General features: G+C 71.2%; 15 protein-coding genes. 10 read left to right on the top strand and 5 right to left on the bottom strand.

Features of this window, described 5'->3' with window-relative positions; all coding sequences use genetic code 11:
* Nucleotides 1–3,317 (bottom strand): S8 family peptidase (locus AC3ET4_RS23355; RefSeq protein ID WP_431952523.1); only part of this gene is annotated, 3,317 nt, incomplete at its 3' end.
* Between the two features lie 799 nt (nt 3,318–4,116).
* Here AC3ET4_RS23355 and panD point away from each other — a divergent pair.
* Together panD and chvE are read left to right on the top strand one after the other, a co-directional pair.
* Entirely contained in the window at nt 4,117–4,539 is a 423-nt protein-coding gene (panD, locus tag AC3ET4_RS23360) for an aspartate 1-decarboxylase (RefSeq protein ID WP_431952525.1), read from the top strand.
* Nucleotides 4,540–4,813: 274 nt separating this feature from the next.
* Nucleotides 4,814–5,917, top strand: a complete 1,104-nt coding sequence (chvE, locus tag AC3ET4_RS23365; protein WP_431952527.1) for a multiple monosaccharide ABC transporter substrate-binding protein — start codon at nt 4,814–4,816, stop codon at nt 5,915–5,917.
* Nucleotides 5,918–6,000: 83 nt separating this feature from the next.
* Here the strand turns inward: chvE and AC3ET4_RS23370 are convergent, their stop codons facing one another.
* Nucleotides 6,001–7,086 carry a hypothetical protein gene (locus tag AC3ET4_RS23370; protein WP_431952529.1) on the bottom strand — a complete coding sequence of 362 codons (1,086 nt, stop codon included), beginning with the start codon at nt 7,084–7,086 and terminating at the stop codon, nt 6,001–6,003.
* 153 nt (nt 7,087–7,239) lie between these two features.
* Nucleotides 7,240–8,046, bottom strand: a complete 807-nt coding sequence (gene dapB / locus AC3ET4_RS23375) for a 4-hydroxy-tetrahydrodipicolinate reductase (protein WP_431952531.1) — start codon at nt 8,044–8,046, stop codon at nt 7,240–7,242.
* Between the two features lie 847 nt (nt 8,047–8,893).
* On the opposite strand from dapB, the gene AC3ET4_RS23380 reads away from it, so the two are divergent.
* Genes AC3ET4_RS23380 through AC3ET4_RS23400 form a run of 5 tightly spaced genes read left to right on the top strand, consistent with a single transcriptional unit; the run spans nt 8,894 to nt 13,732 of the window.
* The gene (locus AC3ET4_RS23380; RefSeq protein WP_431952533.1) at nt 8,894–10,150 is read left to right on the top strand and encodes an ABC transporter substrate-binding protein; all 1,257 of its coding nucleotides are present in this window, start codon (nt 8,894–8,896) and stop codon (nt 10,148–10,150) included.
* A complete protein-coding gene (locus AC3ET4_RS23385; protein ID WP_431952535.1) occupies nt 10,147–11,031 on the top strand; it encodes a carbohydrate ABC transporter permease in 885 nt (294 codons plus the stop codon). The genes AC3ET4_RS23380 and AC3ET4_RS23385 overlap by 4 nt, the downstream gene beginning before the upstream one ends.
* A complete protein-coding gene (locus AC3ET4_RS23390) occupies nt 11,028–11,867 on the top strand; it encodes a carbohydrate ABC transporter permease (RefSeq protein WP_431952537.1) in 840 nt (279 codons plus the stop codon). The genes AC3ET4_RS23385 and AC3ET4_RS23390 overlap by 4 nt, the downstream gene beginning before the upstream one ends.
* 10 nt (nt 11,868–11,877) lie before the next feature.
* Complete coding sequence (locus AC3ET4_RS23395) at nt 11,878–13,077, top strand: ABC transporter ATP-binding protein (RefSeq protein ID WP_431952539.1); 1,200 nt, start codon at nt 11,878–11,880, stop codon at nt 13,075–13,077.
* A 4-nt stretch (nt 13,078–13,081) separates the two neighbouring features.
* Entirely contained in the window at nt 13,082–13,732 is a 651-nt protein-coding gene (locus tag AC3ET4_RS23400) for a DedA family protein (RefSeq protein WP_431952541.1), read from the top strand.
* Between the two features lie 85 nt (nt 13,733–13,817).
* On the opposite strand, the gene AC3ET4_RS23405 is transcribed toward AC3ET4_RS23400, so the two are convergent.
* Together AC3ET4_RS23405 and AC3ET4_RS23410 are read right to left on the bottom strand one after the other, a co-directional pair.
* Nucleotides 13,818–14,267 carry a VOC family protein gene (locus tag AC3ET4_RS23405; protein WP_431952543.1) on the bottom strand — a complete coding sequence of 150 codons (450 nt, stop codon included), beginning with the start codon at nt 14,265–14,267 and terminating at the stop codon, nt 13,818–13,820.
* 104 nt (nt 14,268–14,371) lie between these two features.
* The gene (locus tag AC3ET4_RS23410) at nt 14,372–14,587 is read right to left on the bottom strand and encodes a dodecin (RefSeq protein WP_431952545.1); all 216 of its coding nucleotides are present in this window, start codon (nt 14,585–14,587) and stop codon (nt 14,372–14,374) included.
* Between the two features lie 125 nt (nt 14,588–14,712).
* Between AC3ET4_RS23410 and polX the strand changes: the two genes are divergently transcribed.
* The 3 genes from polX (at nt 14,713) to AC3ET4_RS23425 (ending at nt 17,839) form a co-directional block, all read left to right on the top strand.
* Nucleotides 14,713–16,446: a DNA polymerase/3'-5' exonuclease PolX gene (gene polX / locus AC3ET4_RS23415; RefSeq protein WP_431952547.1), complete on the top strand. Its 1,734-nt coding sequence runs from the start codon at nt 14,713–14,715 to the stop codon at nt 16,444–16,446.
* A 76-nt stretch (nt 16,447–16,522) separates the two neighbouring features.
* A complete protein-coding gene (locus tag AC3ET4_RS23420) occupies nt 16,523–16,912 on the top strand; it encodes a hypothetical protein (protein WP_431952549.1) in 390 nt (129 codons plus the stop codon).
* 144 nt (nt 16,913–17,056) lie between these two features.
* Nucleotides 17,057–17,839, top strand: a complete 783-nt coding sequence (locus tag AC3ET4_RS23425) for a VOC family protein (RefSeq protein ID WP_431952551.1) — start codon at nt 17,057–17,059, stop codon at nt 17,837–17,839.
* Nucleotides 17,840–17,927 lie beyond the last annotated feature (88 nt).

Below are 17,927 nucleotides of genomic sequence, written 5' to 3' on the forward strand. Positions count from 1 at the left end.
GTGGTGCGGTAGGCGTCGATGATCGTCTGAACCGTCTTGTTGCCGCTCTTGTCCTCGACCTCCGCCTTGAAGGAGACGGAGCCGCCGGCCGGCGGGTTGTGGACGGTGACCTCGTCCTGTTTCACCGTCACCCGGGACCATGTGGACCCCGAGTCGAACGAGGCGTACACCCGGAGCGCCTTGAGGTGGCGCCCGGCCGCTGATCCTTCGACGGTGACGGGGACCTTCAGTGTGCTGCCGCCGACTGCGGTGGAGTCGGTGCTGAGCGTGGGGCTGTAGCGGATCGCGGTGGTGGGAACCGCCACGGCGCCCTTGGTGCGTGCGGAGGTGAAGGAGTACTCGGCCGTGACCCGGGTGCTCACGTTCGCGCCTCCCGGCTCCGCGTCCCGGCCGACGGTGGTGACCAGCCGGTACTGGGCCTTGCCCGGGGGCAGAGTGAAGGTCGCGAAGTCCACCATGTCCGCTGCTGTGGCGTACACCTTTCCGTCGCGGTAGAGCGTGGTCGAGGCGGTGTCCGGGTTGTACCTGCCGGCACCGGTGTTACCGGCGCCGTCGGAGAACGGGCTGATGAGGCCGGTGAGGGTGTCACCGTCGCGGACCAGTCCGAAGCCGGTGCCAGCCTTCGGCCCGAACACGCCGATGTTGATGTCCCGGTGGTAGGTGCGTCCCGCTGTGAAGGTCTCGTCCGCTGAGGTGAGGTCGTTCTGGATCCAGCCGCCGCCGTAGATCTCGGCCGTGTGGTGCCAGCCGTATCCGCCCTGGACGTAGGCCGTCAGGGTGGTGGGCAGGTTGACGTACACGAAACCGGTCTCACGGGCGAGGGCCGGAAGCGTCTGGTGCTTCGCCCACCCCCCGGTGGCTCCCGCGGATCCCACCCGGTAGAGCACCTTGGCGAGATCCGACTGCTTCACGTGCTGGGTGTGCCCCGTGTAGACGCGTCCCTTGAGCGTGTGGGCGACCTGGTATTCGCCCTTGGGCGAGTTCCACTGTTCGTGGAGGTACGACGTCACTTCGTCGCGACGCAGGGACGGCCCGATCTGCATGGTCCCGGTGCCCAGTTCCCAGTCGTAGAGGCCGAGCCGGGTGGAGTTCGTGGCGCCGCCGGACGTGGTGACGACGGTGATGTTTCCGGTCATGAGGGTGGCGTCCGGATCGGGCACGGTGACGTCGACCGGCTTGGTGAGACGGGCGTCGAAGGCGAGCTTGGTGTCCTTGTCCAACGTCAGTTTCGGCGCCGAGAACCAGTCGTCGCTGCGAGAATCCTCCGGCCAGACATCACCGACGACGGCGTAGGTGCCCTCGGGAAGCCGCACCGTCTGCCGGCCGTCGTCGCCCTTGATCCACTCCAGGAACTCGCCGGTGTCGAAGTCGTACACATAGCCCGACCATTCGTGCCAGGCCGGCCGGCCGCCATCGCGGTGGAAGGCCTCGAAGGACAGGTCGTACATGGGGGGTTCGTAGTTCACCGCTCCGACGGTGCGGACGGGTCGGCCCGCACCGGTCGCGGTGAGGGCGAGGTCGTAGACGCCGTAGTCGGTGCCGGCCTTGGCGGTGTCCGCGGTGATGTCAGCGGAGGCGGTGCCGCCCGCGGGCACGGTGAGACGCTGCGCGCCGAGGGCGAAGAAGCCGTCGGGGGCGGGGGCGCCCGTCGGGCCTGTGCCGCTCACCGCCAGGTCGAGGGTCACATCGGTGGTGCCGGTGTTGCGGTAGGTGACGGCTTTGGTGATCGGGCCCTCGCCGTCGTCGTGGGGCCAGGCCTGGGTCCCGAAGTCGAGTGACACCGGCTCCGCGACGACCACCTGCCCGATCGCGGCCGCGACGTCCACCCGTCCGCTGCCGGTCTCCGAGACGCGGTACGGGAGAGGCTTGGCGGACCCGACGAGTGCCGCCTTGATCTCGGCGCCCTTCCAGTCGGGGTGCTGCTGTGCGAGCATCGCCGCGGCTCCGGCGACATGCGGTGCGGCCATGGACGTGCCGTCGAGCGAGAAGTAGCCAGGCGCCGGGTGCCCGGTCTCGGGCGCGGTCTCCAGGAGGCTGCCCGCGGCGCCGGCCGCCGCGATGCCCACGCCCGGCGCGGTCAGATCGGGTTTGAGCGCACCGCTGTCGACGCGCGGACCACGTGAGGAGAAGTCCGCCAGTGCGTCCGTCTTGTCCACCGCGCCCACCGTGAGCGCCGCGTCGGCGGTGCCCGGGCTGCCGAGGGTGGATGCCTCGGGTCCCGAGTTCCCGGCCGCGACGACGAAGAGTGCCCGGTCGGAGAGCCGGTTCACCGCCTCTTCCAGGACGTCCACGCCCGGTTCGTCAGCGCTGCCCAGTGACATGTTGACGACCGCGGCACCCTGGTCGACGGCCCACTCCATGCCCTCGATGATCTCGGAGTCGAAACCGCCCCCGAAGTCGTCGAGCACCTTCACGTTGATCAGCTCGGCGCCCGGCGCCACTCCCCGGTACCGGCCGTCGGACTGTGCGCCGGAGCCGGCGATGATCGAGGCGACGTGGGTGCCGTGCCCGTAGTGGTCCTTGGCGTCGGGCGAGCTGGTGAAGTTCTTCTCCGCGACGACGTTCTCCGCGAGATCCTGATGCCCGGTGTCGATGCCGGTGTCGACGACGGCCACCTTGACACCGGTTCCGTCATATCCGGCCGCCCATGCCGTCGGTGCGCCGATCTGCTTCGTGCTGACGTCGAGTGAGGCCTGGGCCCTGCCGTCCAGGCTGATGGTCCGTACGCCCGAGGCGAGCCGTGCCCGGGCGTCCGAGGTGTCGGTGAGGGATCCCCAGAGGGCGGCCGCGCCCTCCTGGCTGACGGTCAGCGCGTCCCCGTTGACGGTGTCGAGCTTCGCCCGTACCCGTGCGTCCGGGTCCGCGCTCAGCTGCTTCCTCGCCTCGGGGCGCGTTCCGGAGTACGTGACGATCAGCGGGAGCCCGTCGCCGGCCAACCGGCGGTACTCGGGTCTGCTCAGTTCGGCGACGTCGAAGAGCCGCTGGTCCAGTGTGCCCGTAGCGATGAGGCCGCCCACGTCGGAGGGGAACACATAGGTGTGCCCGCCACCCGTGTGGATATGGAACGGAACGGCTTCCCGGCCGGGAGCCGGTAAGAAGCCCGACACCTTTCCCGTGCTGTCGAGACTCACCCGGTCGCCGGTGACGAGTTGCACCTGCCGGGCGCCGCCCGGCGTCGATGTGGCACCGGGTGGTGCGTGGGTGACCGTCGCGGCCCGGGGCGTTTGCGATGTGGCGTAGGAGGGTGGCGCGGCGGCCGTACCCGTGGTGATCAGCGCCAGTGCGGCGACCCCGGCCACGGCGCTTGCGACCGTCATTCTTCGTGATCTCTGCAAGGTGACTCCCTCGTAGAGTGCGCGACAAGCCGGTGCTCCCCCGGCAGACGCTGCCGACGAGGTCCGTTGGCGTGGACACGCTAAGGCTCGAGACCCGTGCGGTCAATCGGGCGATCACTCCGAATGGCTGAGTACGGCGATGGGTTGAGGGCAGCCGACTCCCTGCCGGCGATCTGACTGGCCGAGATCGATCTGGACGTCCGCTCGATGCCGGGGGAGCATCACCAGGGCTGCTCGCTTCCTGGACGCCGATCTATGGGAAGGGCCTGACGCATCCGCCACCTCACCACGGCTGAAACCAGGTGACGGCACCAGCGCACCCGGTGATGGAGTACACGAGGACACCCGCCGATCACTGCTCGCGGGAGAACCGCCGGGCGCCGTGCCGGGGCTCAGTCGAGCAGGCGCAACGCCTGGTCGACCGCTGCCCGCAGTTGTCGTGTGCCGTGGCCGGCGCGGGCCGCTGGGTACACGAGTGCTTGTTGCCTCGTCGATGCTCCGCACAACGGCGGGTGCTGTCCGATCGTCTCCACGCGGCGCGCGACCACGCCATGCGCGTCGGCGACCATGGCCGGCCCGGAGCGGCGCGGGTCGACCAGCGGTCGCAGTGCCCGGGTATCGGCCGAGGCGGCTGCCTCACGCGGGCCGTGCCGTGGTGCACATGGTCAGCGTCCTGGGACAGCTGGGGAATACTGCCTGAACTTGCGACTCGTTGTAGGGTAGGCAGCCGCCCTTGACCTGCAAGAAAGCAGGCAGGGAGCCGATGTCCAGGAGTGCCTCCATGATGCGTACAATGTTCAAGTCCAAGATCCATCGTGCCACCGTGACGGAGGCGGATCTGCACTACGTCGGGTCCGTCACCGTGGACCGCGATCTGATGGACGCCGCCGACCTGCTGCCCGGCGAGCTGGTCCACATCGTTGACATCACCAACGGCGCCCGGCTGGAGACGTATGTCATCGAGGGCCGCCGCGGCTCGGGAGTGATCGGCATCAACGGCGCGGCCGCCCATCTGGTGCACCCCGGCGACATGGTCATCCTGATCAGCTATGCGCAGGTGGACGACGCGGAGGCCCGCGAATTGCGGCCGCGCGTGGTGCACGTCGACGCCGGTAACCGGATCGTCGCACTGGGTGACGATGCCTCCCAGCCGGTGCCCGGCAGTGACACCCTGGCGAGCCCGAACGCAGCGCCGGTCGGCTGAACATCGGTGCGAGTGGCTGTGCTATCGTCCGGATCCAACTTCGAGGTATCCATCCAGGTGGCGTCCGGTGGTCACGGACCTCATCGGGACCGGGAGCGCGGCGTGCCGCCGTCAGCCTCCCACAGCACTCCTCGGGCCTGACGCATCAGCAGTTCACCGGGCTCCGGCGGATCGCTGGGCTGTAGCGGAACTCCGTGTCGGGCCCGAACACTGTCGCTCTCGGGGGTGGGCGATGAGAGCACACCTTTGTTCGGCCCGAAAGGAACTGAGTCCCATGCACGCTGGCGGATCTGCCAGACTGCGCACCTCGACCCTGGTGGTCCTCGCGCTCTCCCTGACGGTCGCGGCCACTGGCTGCAGCAACGACTCGGGGCAGGGGGGTCAGGTCACCGTGGGCATCGCCCTCCCCACCCGGGCGCAGACCCGGTGGATCAACGAAGGCGAAAGCATGGTCAAGCTGTTCAAGGACCAGGGGTACGCGACCGACCTCCAGTACGCGGCCGACAGCGTCGACAAGCAGGTCGACCAGGTCGAGGACATGATCGCCCGGGGCGACAAGGTCCTGATCATCGGTGCCGTCGACGGATTCGAGCTGGGCGACGCGCTGCAGAAGGCGGCCCGCGCCGGCGTCAAGGTCATCGCCTACGACCGTCTGCTGCTGGGCTCCAGCAACGTCGACTACTACGCGAGCTTCAACAACTACCGGGTCGGGCAGCTCCAGGCCAAGTACATCATCGACAAGCTCGGGCTGAAGAAGGGCGGCAACGCCGGCCCCTACAACATCGAGCTGTTCGCCGGCGACGCCAACGACAACAACGTCCAGGGCTTCTTCAAGGGCGCCATGGACACGCTGTACGAATACATCAAGGACGGTCAGCTGGTCGTCAAGAGCGACCAGACCCGGCTGAGCCAGGTCACCATCTTCAAGTGGGACGGGGAAGTCGCCGCCGAGACGATGGAGACCCGGCTGAAGGACTACTACAAGGGCAGCTCGACCGTGGACGCCGTCCTCGCCCCCAACGACGGCATCGCGCGCGGCGTCATCAAGGCCCTCAAGGGCAAGGGCTACGGCACCAGCGCCAAGCCGATGCCGATCATCACCGGTCAGGACGCCGAGATCGAGTCGGTGCGGGAGATCATCAAGGGCGATCAGTCCATGACGGTCTACAAGGACACCCGCAAGCTCGCCGCCGTCGCGGCAAAGATGGCCGAGGACCTGATCACCAACAAGCGGCCCGAGGTCAACGACACCGAGACGAACGACAACGGCAACAAGATCGTGCCGGCGTACCTCCTCGACCCGGTCGGCGTCGACAAGTCCAACTACAAGAAGGTTCTGGTCGAAAGCGGCTACATCAAGGCAGCCGACCTCAACTGAGGCGTTCAGCCGTCGCATACGCGGGGCCGGGAGGAACACAACGTTCCTCCCGGCCCTCGTCGTACCCGGCGGGCAGCCCCGCGTCAGATCAGCACGTTCATCACACCGTGGTCGTACAGACCTCCGTAACCGCGGGCGAACTTGTCGCCGAACGCGAAGCCGAAGCTGTGGTGGCCCTTGCCGGGGGCGAGGGCGTGGACGCCCTTGCCGAACCCCTTGCCGCCGCCATAGCTGTACTTGTAGCTGAAGCTGAACCGGTACCCGTGCTTGTTGCACTGCTTCTTGTGGTGCTTCTTGTGCTTCTTGTCATGGCCCTTGTCGTGGCCCTTGCCGCCCTTTCCTCCCTTGTCGCTCTTGCCCTTGCTGCTCTTTCCTCCCTTGCCGCCCTTGCTGCTGCCCTTCCCGTTGTCGTCGTCCTTGTCCTTGTAGGTCGCCTTGTCGCCGTTGTCTCCCTTTCCTCCCTTGCCGCCCTTTCCTCCCTTGCCGTTGTTCTTTTCGCCGTTGCCGTTTCCGTTGTCGCGGCCGTTGTCGTCGCCATCGTCGTAGTCCCAGTCGGAACCGCCGCCGCGGCCGTTGTCGCTGTCGCCGTTCCCGCCGTTCCCGCCGTTGCCCCCGCGGCCGTTGTCGCCGTAGCCGCCGTTCCCGCCGTTGCCCCCGCGGCCGTTCCCGCCGTTGTCCCCACGGCCGTTGCCGTCCCAGTCGGAACCGCTGCCGCCGTTGCCACCGCGGCCGTTGCCGCTGTCGCCGTAGCCGCCGTTCCCGCCGTTGTCCCCGTGGCCGTTGTCGCTGTCGCCGTAGCCGCCGTTCCCGCCGTTGCCCCCGCGGCCGTTGCCGTCCCAGTCGGAACCGCTGCCGCCGTTGCCACCGCGGCCGTTGCCGCTGTCGCCGTAGCCGCCGTTGTCACCGCCTCCGCCACCACCGCCGCCTCCGCCGCCGCGGCCGCTGTCGCCGTAACCGCTGTCCCCGTTGCCCCCGCCGTAGCCGTTGTCCCCGCCGTATCCGTTGTCGTCGTTGCCGTAGTCGTCACTGCCGTTGCTGTGGGAGCCGTTCCTGCCGTCGTCGGTGCCAGGCGTGGCGACAGCGCTGCCGGTCGAGGCGGCCAGGAGGCCGGTGGCAAGAAGTCCGGTCGCGACGCCGAGAGCCGTGCGGCGCATCAGACTGGTTCGCATGGAGGTCCTTCCTTCGGACGCGTGGCGGGCGGCGGTCGCCGCCGCCCCTGGGTTCCAGTCGTACGTCCGGCGGTCAACCGCCGCCCGTCGAGCGGAGCGTCCGGGCGACAGCGTGGCCAAGGAAGTGACGCAGTGCCACGAGTCGTCGGAAGGTCAGTCGCCGCCGAGCAACAGAGCGTCAAGACCGCGCAGCAGACCCCGGTGTGCCAAGGCCGCGCGAGCGGCGAGCAGGGTTCCCGCGACGTACGGGACCGGGGAGGCACCCGCCTCGTGCCGGATGACCAGACGCTCGTCCGGCAGCCCGAACTGCGCCTCCACGGCGAGCTGGTAGCCCGGCAGGCGCAGCGAGTGCACCTGTGTGCCTGCGATCGAGGCGCCTCGGGCCTGCGGGTGCCCGGCCGTGTGTTCCGGGTCCACGGCGTACTCGGGGCGGTGTACGGAGCCCATCAGTTCGGCGAGTTCGCGTGCGGTGCCGCTGGGGGCGCCCGGTTCGGTCGCGGAGGCGTAGTCGATGATCTCCCAGTGGGGCAGGTACCGGGTCGCCAGCCGGGCGGCCGCCTGCGCCACCGCCGCGGTCAGTGAGAAGTTCGCCGCGGCCACCACGCCGACCCCGCGCTCCTCGGCCAGCGCGGCGATCTCCTCGTAGTCGGCGCCGGACAGCCCGGACGAGCCGACCACGACGTGCACCCCGCGCATCACGGCGGTCCGCACGTGACGCCCGACCGCGGTGTGCGAGGTGTAGTCGATCAGCACGTCCACATCGTCGAGCGCGTCGTCGACCGTGCTGAAGACCGGTACCCCGAGATCAGGACCGCCCCACACCACCCCGAGATCCGCGCCGGCCGCCGACCGGGCCACGGCCGTCCGCAGCCGCAGGTCCGCGGAGTCCAGGACGGCGCGCGCGACCGCCTCCCCGGTCCGGCCGGTCGCCCCGGCGACGCACACGTTCAACGGGTCCATGCCCCCAGCATGGGGCATGATCACCGATCGTCTCGCCCGGAACCGGTCCCACCGGGGGACCCGGGACGCAGTCGGGCGGTCGCGGCGGCGGCCTGACGGCGCATCCGGCCGAGCAGCGGCGTCCGTGAGCGCGGCGCTGCGGTGACCGGCTGCCGCCCGCCGGCCACAGCGGGCGCCTCTCGGGTCCGGCTCGCCCCGCAGCCGTTCGATGCCGTCCGGCAGCGCCCGTACGGTCCCGGCTCTCCCGGCACCCTCCGCCCACGCCTGCTCAGCGCCCTCCGCGACCTGGGTCGCGATCCGGCAGCCGAAGCCGTCGGCAGCGCCAGGCCGGCGGACAACGCGTCGACGCTTTCGGCTACCCCACCGTGAACAGCCGCCCGCTTCCGCCGCGCCCGCGTCCCGGCTCCGCCCGCCGACGGCGGCCCGGCCCAGGTCCCCCGCACGCGTACCGGTGCCCCGCCGGACGGGGCGGGAACGGCGAGGACGAGGAGCACGCGCCGGACGCCACCTCGGCCACGAACCCCTCCGCCCGGATGAAGTGACAGGTCACCGGAACGCCAGGACCTTCAGCCCCAGGCTCCACCGCGCCGACCACACGCCGGACGCCGCCCGTGGACGGACGCCCGGCGCAGCCGTACCGGCGACGGCGTACGGGAGCACCACGGCCACGGGCGAGCGCACCGCACCCCGTACAGCTCTCGGCGGGGCGGTTGCGCCGACCGCGTGAATACCGGGCTCCGACACGCTTCTGAGACGCCGTCGGCGTCCCCCCGGCGGGCTTGATGGTCCGGGGCCGGAGTGTGCCCGAGCAGGGTCGCAGGGGAGCGAGGTGCCTATGGCGTGCAGGGTGCGGCGCTCGAGGGCCCTTGCCGCGGTGCTCGTCCTCGCGGCCGTCGCGGTCGCCTGCGGCGGCGGGACCCGGACGACGGGACGGGCGACGCTCGACTGGTACAACTTCCCCGACGACTCCGGTGCGCTGCAGCGGGCCGCCGACCGGTGCAGCCGCGCCTCCGGCGGACGCTATGCCATCCGTTATCACAAACTTCCCCGGACGGCCGACGGCCAGCGGCAGCAGCTCGTGCGCCGACTGGCCGCACGCGACCCCGCGCTCGACATCCTCGGCCTCGACGTCACCTGGGCCCCGGAATTCGCCGAGGCCGGCTGGATCCGCCCGTGGACGGGCGCCCGGCGCGCCGAGGCCGCCCGGGACACCCTGGCCGCCCCGTTGCGCACGGCCACCTGGAAGGACCGCCTGTACGCCGTCCCGTACAACACCAACGTCCAGCTGCTGTGGTACCGCGCCGACCTCGTGCCGGAGCCCCCCACGACATGGGCGGGGATGCTGGAGACCGCCCGCGCCCTGGCGAAGGCCGGCAGACCCCATCGGATCGAAGTGCAGGGCGCCCAGTACGAGGGGCTCACCGTCTGGTTCAACACGCTCGTCGCCAGCGCCGGCGGGTCGATCCTCGACGCCGACGCGACCGCGCCCTCGCTCGGCCCGCCCGCCGTGCGGGCCGCGGGCATCATGCGCGACCTGGCCGTCTCGCCCGCCGCCGACCCCTCCCTGCCCAACCAGATGGAGGACCAGAACCGGCTCGCCATGGAGGCCGGCACCGCGGCCTTCCAGGTCAACTACCCCTTCGTGTATCCGGCGATGAAGGCGGACAACCCGCGGCTGTTCCGGCACCTGCGGTGGGCCCGCTACCCCCGGGTCGACGCCGACCGCCCCGCACGGGTCACCATCGGCGGAATCGACCTCGCCGTCAGCGCCCACAGCCGCCGGCCCGAGCTCGCCTTCGAGGCGGCGCTGTGTCTGCGCGACCGGGACAACCAGCTGGCCGCCGCGCTGCGGGGCGGCCTGCCGCCGACCCTGCGGTCCCTCTACGACGACCCCCAGGTGAAGCGCAGCTACCCCTTCGCCCAGGACGTCCTCGCCGAGCTGGAGAACGCCGCCCTGCGCCCGCAGACCCCCGCCTACCAGAACCTGTCCATCGCGATCTCCCACACCCTGTCACCACCCGACGAGATCCGTCCGGTGGCCTCCGTCCGGGACCTGTGGGGGCAGATCGAGGACGCCCTGCAGTCCAAGGGGCTGGTGCCGTGACGCGGCTGTCGCAGGGCGCCCGGCAGGAGCGCCGCCTCGGGTGGCTGCTCTGCGCCCCCGCCGTGCTCGTCATGCTCGCCGTGACCGCCTACCCCGTGCTCTACGCCGTCTACCTCTCCCTGCACCGCTACGACCTGCGCTTCCCGCAACTGGCCCGGTTCGTCGGACTGGACAACTACGCCGCGGTCCTGAGCTCCGGGTTCTGGTGGGAGGCCTTCCAGGTGACCTGCCTGATCACCGTCGTCTCCGTCGCGGTGGAACTGGCGCTCGGCATGGGCCTGGCCGTCGTCATGCACCGCGCGGTCCTCGGCCGCTCCGGGGTGCGTACCGCGGTCCTCCTGCCGTACGGCATCGTGACCGTCGTCGCGGCCTTCTCCTGGCAGTACGCCTGGACCCCCGGGATCGGCTACCTCGTCGACGCGGCGGGCGAGGCCCCGCTGACCGACCACTGGAAGGCCATCGGACTGATCATCCTGGCCGAGGTGTGGAAGACCACGCCCTTCATGGCGCTGCTGCTGCTCGCGGGGCTGGCCCTGGTGCCGGAGGAGACCCTGCGCGCGGCCATGGTCGACGGCGCCACCAGGTGGCAGCGCTTCCGACTGGTGACGCTGCCGCTGATGAAACCCGCCATCCTGGTGGCGCTGCTGTTCCGAACCCTCGACGCGTTCCGGATCTTCGACAACATCTATGTGCTCACCCAGGGTTCCCACGGCACGGGCTCCGTGTCGATCCTCGGCTACGACAACCTCTTCACGGCGCTGAACCTCGGCATCGGCTCGGCGATCTCCGTACTGATCTTCCTGTGCGTGGCGGTCATCGCCTTCTCCTTCATCAAGCTGTTCGGCACGGCCGCCCCCGGATCGGAGGACACGGGACGATGAACACGAGCCCGGCGCAGCGGCGGCGGATCGCCGGCTGGAGCGCCGTCAACACCGTCGTGGTGCTTTACGCGCTGTTCCCGGTGTGGTGGATCGTCGCCCTGTCCTTCAAGGACCCCGCGACGCTCTCCGACGGGAGCTTCGTCCCCCGCAGATGGACGCTGGAGAACTACCGGGGCATCTTCGCGACCTCCGAGTTCACCCGCGCGCTGGTCAACTCCATCGGGATCGCGCTGATCTCCACCGTCGTCGCCGTCACCCTGGGCACGATGGCCGCCTACGCCGTGGCCAGGCTGCGCTTCCCCGGCAAGCGCCTGCTGATCGGCACCTCGCTGCTGATCGCGATGTTCCCGCCCATCTCCCTGGTGTCGCCGCTGTTCGAGATCGAGCGCTTCCTCGGGCTGTTCGACACCTGGGCCGGCCTGATCATCCCGTACATGACCTTCTCGCTGCCGCTGGCGATCTACACCCTGTCGGCGTTCTTCCGCGAGATCCCCTGGGACCTGGAGAAGGCCGCCAAGGTCGACGGGGCCACTCCGGCCCAGGCCTTCCGGCTGGTCATCGCACCGCTCGCGGCGCCCGGGGTGTTCACCACGGCGATCCTGGTCTTCATCTTCTGCTGGAACGACTTCCTCTTCGCGATCTCGCTGACCTCCACCACCGCGGCGCGCACCGTCCCGGCGGCGATCGCCTTCTTCACCGGCAGCTCCCAGTTCCAGCAGCCCACCGGTTCGATCGCTGCGGCCGCGGTGGTCATCACCATCCCCATCGTCGTCTTCGTGCTGCTGTTCCAGCGGCGTATCGTGGCCGGACTGACCTCCGGCGCAGTGAAGGGCTGAAGGACCGCACATGGCCGAGATCACCCTCGAGGGCGTCACCAAGCGCTACCCCGACGGCGCGGTGGCCGTCCGCGACGTCAGCCTCGCCATCGCGGACGGAGAGTTCGTGATCCTCGTGGGGCCCTCCGGCTGCGGCAAGTCCACCACCCTGAACATGATCGCCGGACTGGAGGACATCACCGAGGGCACCCTCCGGATCGGCGGCCAGGTCGTCAACGACAAGGCCCCCAAGGACCGCGACATCGCCATGGTCTTCCAGAGCTACGCCCTCTACCCGCACATGACCGTCCGCCAGAACATGGGCTTCGCCCTGCGGCTGGCCGGCGCGGACAAGGCCGTCATCCGCGAGAAGGTCGAGGAGGCGGCCCGGGTCCTCGACCTCACCGGCCACCTCGACCGCAGGCCCGCCAACCTCTCCGGCGGTCAGCGCCAGCGCGTCGCGATGGGCCGCGCCATCGTCCGCGAGCCCAAGGCCTTCCTGATGGACGAGCCGCTGTCCAACCTCGACGCCAAGCTGCGGGTCCAGATGCGCACCCAGATCGCCCGGTTGCAGCGGCGCCTGGGCACCACCACCGTGTACGTCACGCACGACCAGACCGAGGCCATGACCCTCGGCGACCGTGTCGTCGTGATGCGCGGCGGCGTCGTCCAGCAGACCGGCTCGCCGCAGGAGCTCTACGACCGGCCCCGCAACCTCTTCGTCGCCGGCTTCATCGGGTCTCCCGCGATGAACTTCCTGCCCGCCGCGGTGGAGGAGCGGCGGCTGCGCACCCCGCTCGGCGACCTGCCGCTCGACGACCGCCTGCGCGCCGTCCTGGCCCGCCGTGACGCTCCGCGCGAGGTCATCGCCGGTCTGCGCCCCGAGCACTTCGAGGACGCGGAGTTGGTCGACCCGGACCGCGGCGGCGCCACCCTCACCGTCACCGTCGACGTCCGCGAGTCCCTCGGCTCCGACGTCTACGTCCACATCGCGCAGGAGGGCGGGGCCGCCGTCGCGGAGCAGCTGGCCGAACTCGCCGCGGACTCCGGCCTCGCCGACACCGGCGCGGGCGGGCCCGAGGTCGTCGCCAGGCTCTCCGCCAGGACCCGGGCCCGCGAGGGTGAACGCCTGCGGCTGTGGCTGGACACCGCCCAGGTCCAGATCTTCGACCCGGCCACCGGCGACAACCTCACACTCCCCGAAGGCCCCCGCGCCCCGGCCGCGGGCTGAGCGCATGCCACCGGCCGCCGTCCCGCCGCCCCTCCCCGGCCCCCTCGCGGACCTGGCCCCGCTGCTGGACCACTGGGGCTACCTGGCGGTCGCCCTCCTCGTCCTGCTCGACAACGGCGGCATCCCCGTGCCCGGCCAGACCGTGCTCGTCGTCGCGGCGGCGTACTCGGGCACCGGGCGGATGGACATCGCGGGCGTCGTCGCACTCGCCGTCGCCGCGGCCGTCGCCGGCGACTGCCTGGGCTACCTCATCGGCCGCAGCGGCGGCCGCGCCCTGGTCCACCGCTGGGGCCGGTATGTCCTACTCACCCCCGAACGCTTCGCGCGCGGCGAGGAGTTCTTCGCCCGTCGCGGCGAACTCGTCGTGCTCTTCGCCCGCTTCGTCGACGGGCTGCGCCAGACCAACGGGATCATCGCCGGCACCGCGGGCATGGGCTGGTGGCGCTTCCTGCTCTTCAACACCCTCGGCGCGGTCCTCTGGGTCGGCGTCTGGGCCGGGCTCGCCTTCGCGGCCGGTACGCGTATCGGCACCCTGTACGCCTGGCTCGCCCGTTTCCAGCTGTACGCCCTGATCGCCGTCGTGCTGGTCGCCGCGGGGCTGACGGCCCGGCATATGCGGCGTCGCCGTGCGCGCGGTGGTGCTGCGGGCCGGTGAGGGAACGCCGTGCGCGAGGCCGCGTCGGACGCGTCCGGCGTCGTCGGCCGCCTCGTGGCGCCGGGTCGGTAGGCCGGCCTCGAGGTCACGCGACGCAGAACTCGTTGCCCTCCGGGTCGCGCATCACCACCCCGTAGTGGTCCACGCCCGGTTCGGCGAGGACGCGCAGCCTCGAGGCGCCCGCCGCGACCAGCCGGCCGGCCTCGGCCTCGACCCGCTCCCTGCGTATCTCCAGTGGTGTCTCGGCTCGCCCACCGCTCACCGCGACGTCGAAGTGGAGCCGGTTCTTGACCGCCTTGCCCTCGGGCACCTGCTGGAACCAGATCCGCGGCCCGCCGCCCTCCGGGTCCACGATGGAGTCGCAGCAGTCCCCGTCGCCGAGCTCGCTCGCCGGCACACCGACGGAGAGCCAGTACTCCCGCCAGGTGGCGAAGCCCTCCGGCGCGTCCTCCAGCCGGTAGCGCAACGCGTCCGCCCAGAAGCGCGCCTGCGCCTGCGGATCCGCGCAGTCGATCGTGATCTGGAACGCGACCATGGAGTGCCTCCGTCGTCGTGGGCCTCACCGGTGCCGGCACCGGTGAGGCCCATGCTGCCCGACGGGTATGACAGTCGCCCTGCGCAGCCGGCGTCTCGCGCGGATCAGCCGGTCTCCTCGAGCCTGAAACCGACCTTCAGCCCGACCTGGTAGTGACCGACCCGCCCGTCCTCGAAGTGGCCGCGGATCTGCGTGACCTCGAACCAGTCGAGGTTGCGCAGGGTCTCCGAGGCCCGGCTGAGCCCGTTGCGGATGGCGGCGTCCAGGCCCTCGCTGGACGAGCCGACGATCTCGGTCACCCGGTAGGTGTGGTCGCTCATGGGGCCTCCCTGATCGGTGGGACAGGTGGTGCGCCGCCTCTCCACGGTGCCTCATCGCCCGCACCGCCGCGAGGGGAGGACCGCCCGCGGCGTTAGTCCAGGCGCGGCGCGGGAAGGGGCCCCGCATGGCGAGGGCCAACGAGGAGGTCGAAGCCCTGCTCCGCGAGTACGCCGACCTCATCCAGATCACCGGCGGGGACGCGTACAAGGCGCGCGCCTACGAGAAGGCCGCCCGCGCCGTCGGCGGCCACCCCGAGGACGTCTCACGGCTCGACGAGAAGGAGCTGCGCAAGATCCCCAACGTGGGGAAGTCCGTGGCCGAGAAGGTCACCGAGTACCTGCGCACCGGCACCGTCCCCGCGGTCGAGGAACTGCGCGCGCGCATCCCCGCGGGTGTGCGGGAGCTGACCGCCGTCCCGACGCTCGGCCCCAAGCGGGCCATGATGCTCTACCGGGAGCTGCACATCGCCTCGGTGCGGGAGCTCGCCGACGCCATCCACCAGGGGCGCCTGCGCGGCCTGCCCGGCTTCGGCGCCCGCACCGAGGAGAATCTGCTGCACGGCATCGGCCTGATGCAGTCCTCCGGCGGCAGGGTCCCGCTGAACGTCGCCATGCAGGTCGCCGAGGAGGTCGTCGCGGAGCTCTCCGCCCTCGCCGGCTGCGAGCGCTGCGCCTACGCCGGCTCGCTGCGCCGCATACGGGAGACCGTCGGCGACGTCGACGTCCTCGTCGCCGCCGAGCGGTCGGGACCGTTCATGGAGGCGTTCACCCGGATGCCGGCCACCGCCGAGGTCATCGTGCGGGGCGCGAAGAAGACCTCGATCCGCACTACCAAGGGCCTCCAGGTCGACCTGCGGGTGGTGCCGCCCGATTCCTGGGGCGCGGCGCTGCAGTACTTCACCGGCTCCAAGGCCCACAACATCCGCATCCGCGAGATGGCCGTCCACCGCGGCCTGAAGCTGTCCGAGTACGGGCTCTTCGACACCGGGAGCGGCGATCGGCTCGTCTCCCGGACCGAGGAGGAGGTCTACGCCCGGCTGGGCCTGCCCTGGATACCGCCCACCTTGCGCGAGGACCGGGGCGAGATCCAGGCGGGACTGGCCGGGGAGCTCCCCGAGCCGCTCGAGCTGCGCGCCGTCCGCGGTGATCTGCACACCCACACCGACCTGACCGACGGCCTCGCGGGACTGGAGGAGATGGTGGCTGCGGCGGCCGCGCGCGGCTACGCCTACTGCGCGGTCACCGATCACGCGCCGAACCTGTACATGCAGCGCATGACCGAGGGCAAGATCCTCGCCCAGCGCGAGCAGGCCCGCCGCCTGGACCGCGCGTACCGGGGCATGCGCGTCCTGCACGGCACCGAACTCAACATCGACCCCGACGGGGGCGTGGACTGGCCGGACGAGTTCCTGGCCGGTTTCGACCTGTGCGTCGCCTCGATCCACTCGCACTTCCACCAGGACCCGGCCGCCCTCACCCGGCGCCTGGTGCGCGCCGCCGAGAACCCGTACGTCAACATCATCGGCCACCCCACCACCCGGCTGCTGGGCCGGCGCCCGGGCGTCGACGCCGACTTCGACGAGGTCTTCGCCGCTTGCGCCCGCACCGGCACCGCGTTGGAGGTCAACGCCCAGCCGGACCGGCTCGACCTCGGCGACGAGATGATCCTGCGGGCACGCCGGCACGGAGTGAGGTTCGCCGTCGACAGCGACGCGCACTCCACCGTCCACCTGGGTTTCATGCGCTACGGCGTCGGCACCGCCCAACGGGGCTGGCTCACAGAGGACGACGTCGTCAACGCCTGGCCGCTCACCCGGCTGCGGCACTTCCTGCGCAAGGGGGGCCGGACGCATCCGTGACCGTGCCCGGGGTAGGCGGAGCGGGAGGGGCTCGTGCACCCCGGGTCCCCGTACACGCCTGTACCCAGAGGAGGACATGATGCTGCTGCTGGGACTCGTGCTCATGGCCGCCGTCGCCGCTTTCACCGGACTCCTGATCGCGGAGAACTTCGGAGGCGGTCCCGACTACACCGTGACGCTGTTCGGCTCGGACGTCGCCACCGTGGACACCCTCGGCGCCTTCCTCGCCGGTCTCGCGCTCGCCCTGGTGTTCTGCCTGGCTGCGGTCATCGCCCTGGCCGGGGCGGGGCGGGCCCGCAGCCGCCGCACGGAGCTGCGGCGACTGCGCCGCCAGGCCCGCACGGCCGAGCACGCGCCGGACACCACCCCCGCCCGCCCCGCCGCCAGGACCGGCGACGAGACGGCCACGAACAAGACCCCGGCGACCCCGTCCCGCCGCCGGGGCCTCCACCTGTTCGGGCACTGACCCGCCCGGTCCGGCCTGCGGCGATCCGAGCCGCCGGGCCGGGGTGGGCCGCCCGCCCCCCGGTACGCACGACGGGCCGCCGAAGATGCCTCTCGGAGCCGGTGCCGCCATTCTGGGAGCGGGGAAGGACAAGGAGGCCGGTACGTGTCCACCACGAAGATCTGCTGTGTGGCGGGCGCCCCGTGCTGGGTCAGCCTGATGGCACGCGACCTGGACGTGGCGAAGGCGTTCTACGGACCACTGCTCGGATGGGAGTTCGAACCCGGGCCCTCGCGCTGGGGCCCGTACGAGCGTGCTCTGGTCAACGGCACGGAGGTGGCCGGCATCGGGGCCATCGCGCGGGACTGGGAGACCTCGGTGTCCTGGACCACGTACTTCGGCGTGGAGAGCGCCGACGCCACCGCCTCCGACATCCGCGACCGCGGCGGCACCGTCGCCGTCGGCCCGCTCGACTTCGACGCCGGGAGGCTGGCCCTGGTCGCCGACTCCATGGGCGCCTCCTTCGGCATCTGGGAGGGCGAGCAGGGCCCCGCCCGCAAGCTGCGGATGCACGGCGCCCCCTCCTGGATCGAGCTGCGCACCCGCGACGCCTTCGCCGCGGCCCTGTTCTACGGCGAGGTCTTCCACTGGGACCGGCGCGGTCCCCGTTACGTCGTCGAGTGGGAGAACGACCGCGTCGTCCTCTACGTCGACGGGCACAGCGTCGCGGGCATCAGCGGCGGCGGCGTCGAGGCGGCGGCCGACCCCAAGGTCCGGCCGCGGTGGCACGTCTTCTTCACCGTCGCCGACGTCGACGAGGCCGTGCTGCGCGCCAAGGACCTCGGTGGCGAGGTGACCGGCGAACCCCTGGACGGCGCCTATGGCAGGGTCGCCGGCATCCGCGACCCCGAGGGCGGACTGCTCTCCCTCGTGGCCGACCACTCGTAGCCGGCCCCCTCGCGGCCGGCCCTCGTGACAGGGCGCCCCCGCGCCGCCTCGGACGAACCCCGCCCGCCGGAGCGCCACCAGGACGCGC

The organism is Actinacidiphila sp. bgisy167, assembly GCF_057707665.1.

Excerpts from the sequence above, each read along its gene's own strand:
- panD (WP_431952525.1), top strand. The coding sequence starts at position 4,117 with ATGATGCGTACAATGTTCAAGTCCAAGATCCATCGTGCCACCGTGACG.
- chvE (WP_431952527.1), top strand. The coding sequence starts at position 4,814 with ATGCACGCTGGCGGATCTGCCAGACTGCGCACCTCGACCCTGGTGGTC.
- AC3ET4_RS23370 (WP_431952529.1), bottom strand. The coding sequence starts at position 7,086 with ATGCGAACCAGTCTGATGCGCCGCACGGCTCTCGGCGTCGCGACCGGA.
- dapB (WP_431952531.1), bottom strand. The coding sequence starts at position 8,046 with ATGGACCCGTTGAACGTGTGCGTCGCCGGGGCGACCGGCCGGACCGGG.
- AC3ET4_RS23390 (WP_431952537.1), top strand. The coding sequence starts at position 11,028 with ATGAACACGAGCCCGGCGCAGCGGCGGCGGATCGCCGGCTGGAGCGCC.
- AC3ET4_RS23395 (WP_431952539.1), top strand. The coding sequence starts at position 11,878 with ATGGCCGAGATCACCCTCGAGGGCGTCACCAAGCGCTACCCCGACGGC.
- AC3ET4_RS23400 (WP_431952541.1), top strand. The coding sequence starts at position 13,082 with ATGCCACCGGCCGCCGTCCCGCCGCCCCTCCCCGGCCCCCTCGCGGAC.
- AC3ET4_RS23405 (WP_431952543.1), bottom strand. The coding sequence starts at position 14,267 with ATGGTCGCGTTCCAGATCACGATCGACTGCGCGGATCCGCAGGCGCAG.
- AC3ET4_RS23410 (WP_431952545.1), bottom strand. The coding sequence starts at position 14,587 with ATGAGCGACCACACCTACCGGGTGACCGAGATCGTCGGCTCGTCCAGC.
- polX (WP_431952547.1), top strand. The coding sequence starts at position 14,713 with ATGGCGAGGGCCAACGAGGAGGTCGAAGCCCTGCTCCGCGAGTACGCC.
- AC3ET4_RS23420 (WP_431952549.1), top strand. The coding sequence starts at position 16,523 with ATGATGCTGCTGCTGGGACTCGTGCTCATGGCCGCCGTCGCCGCTTTC.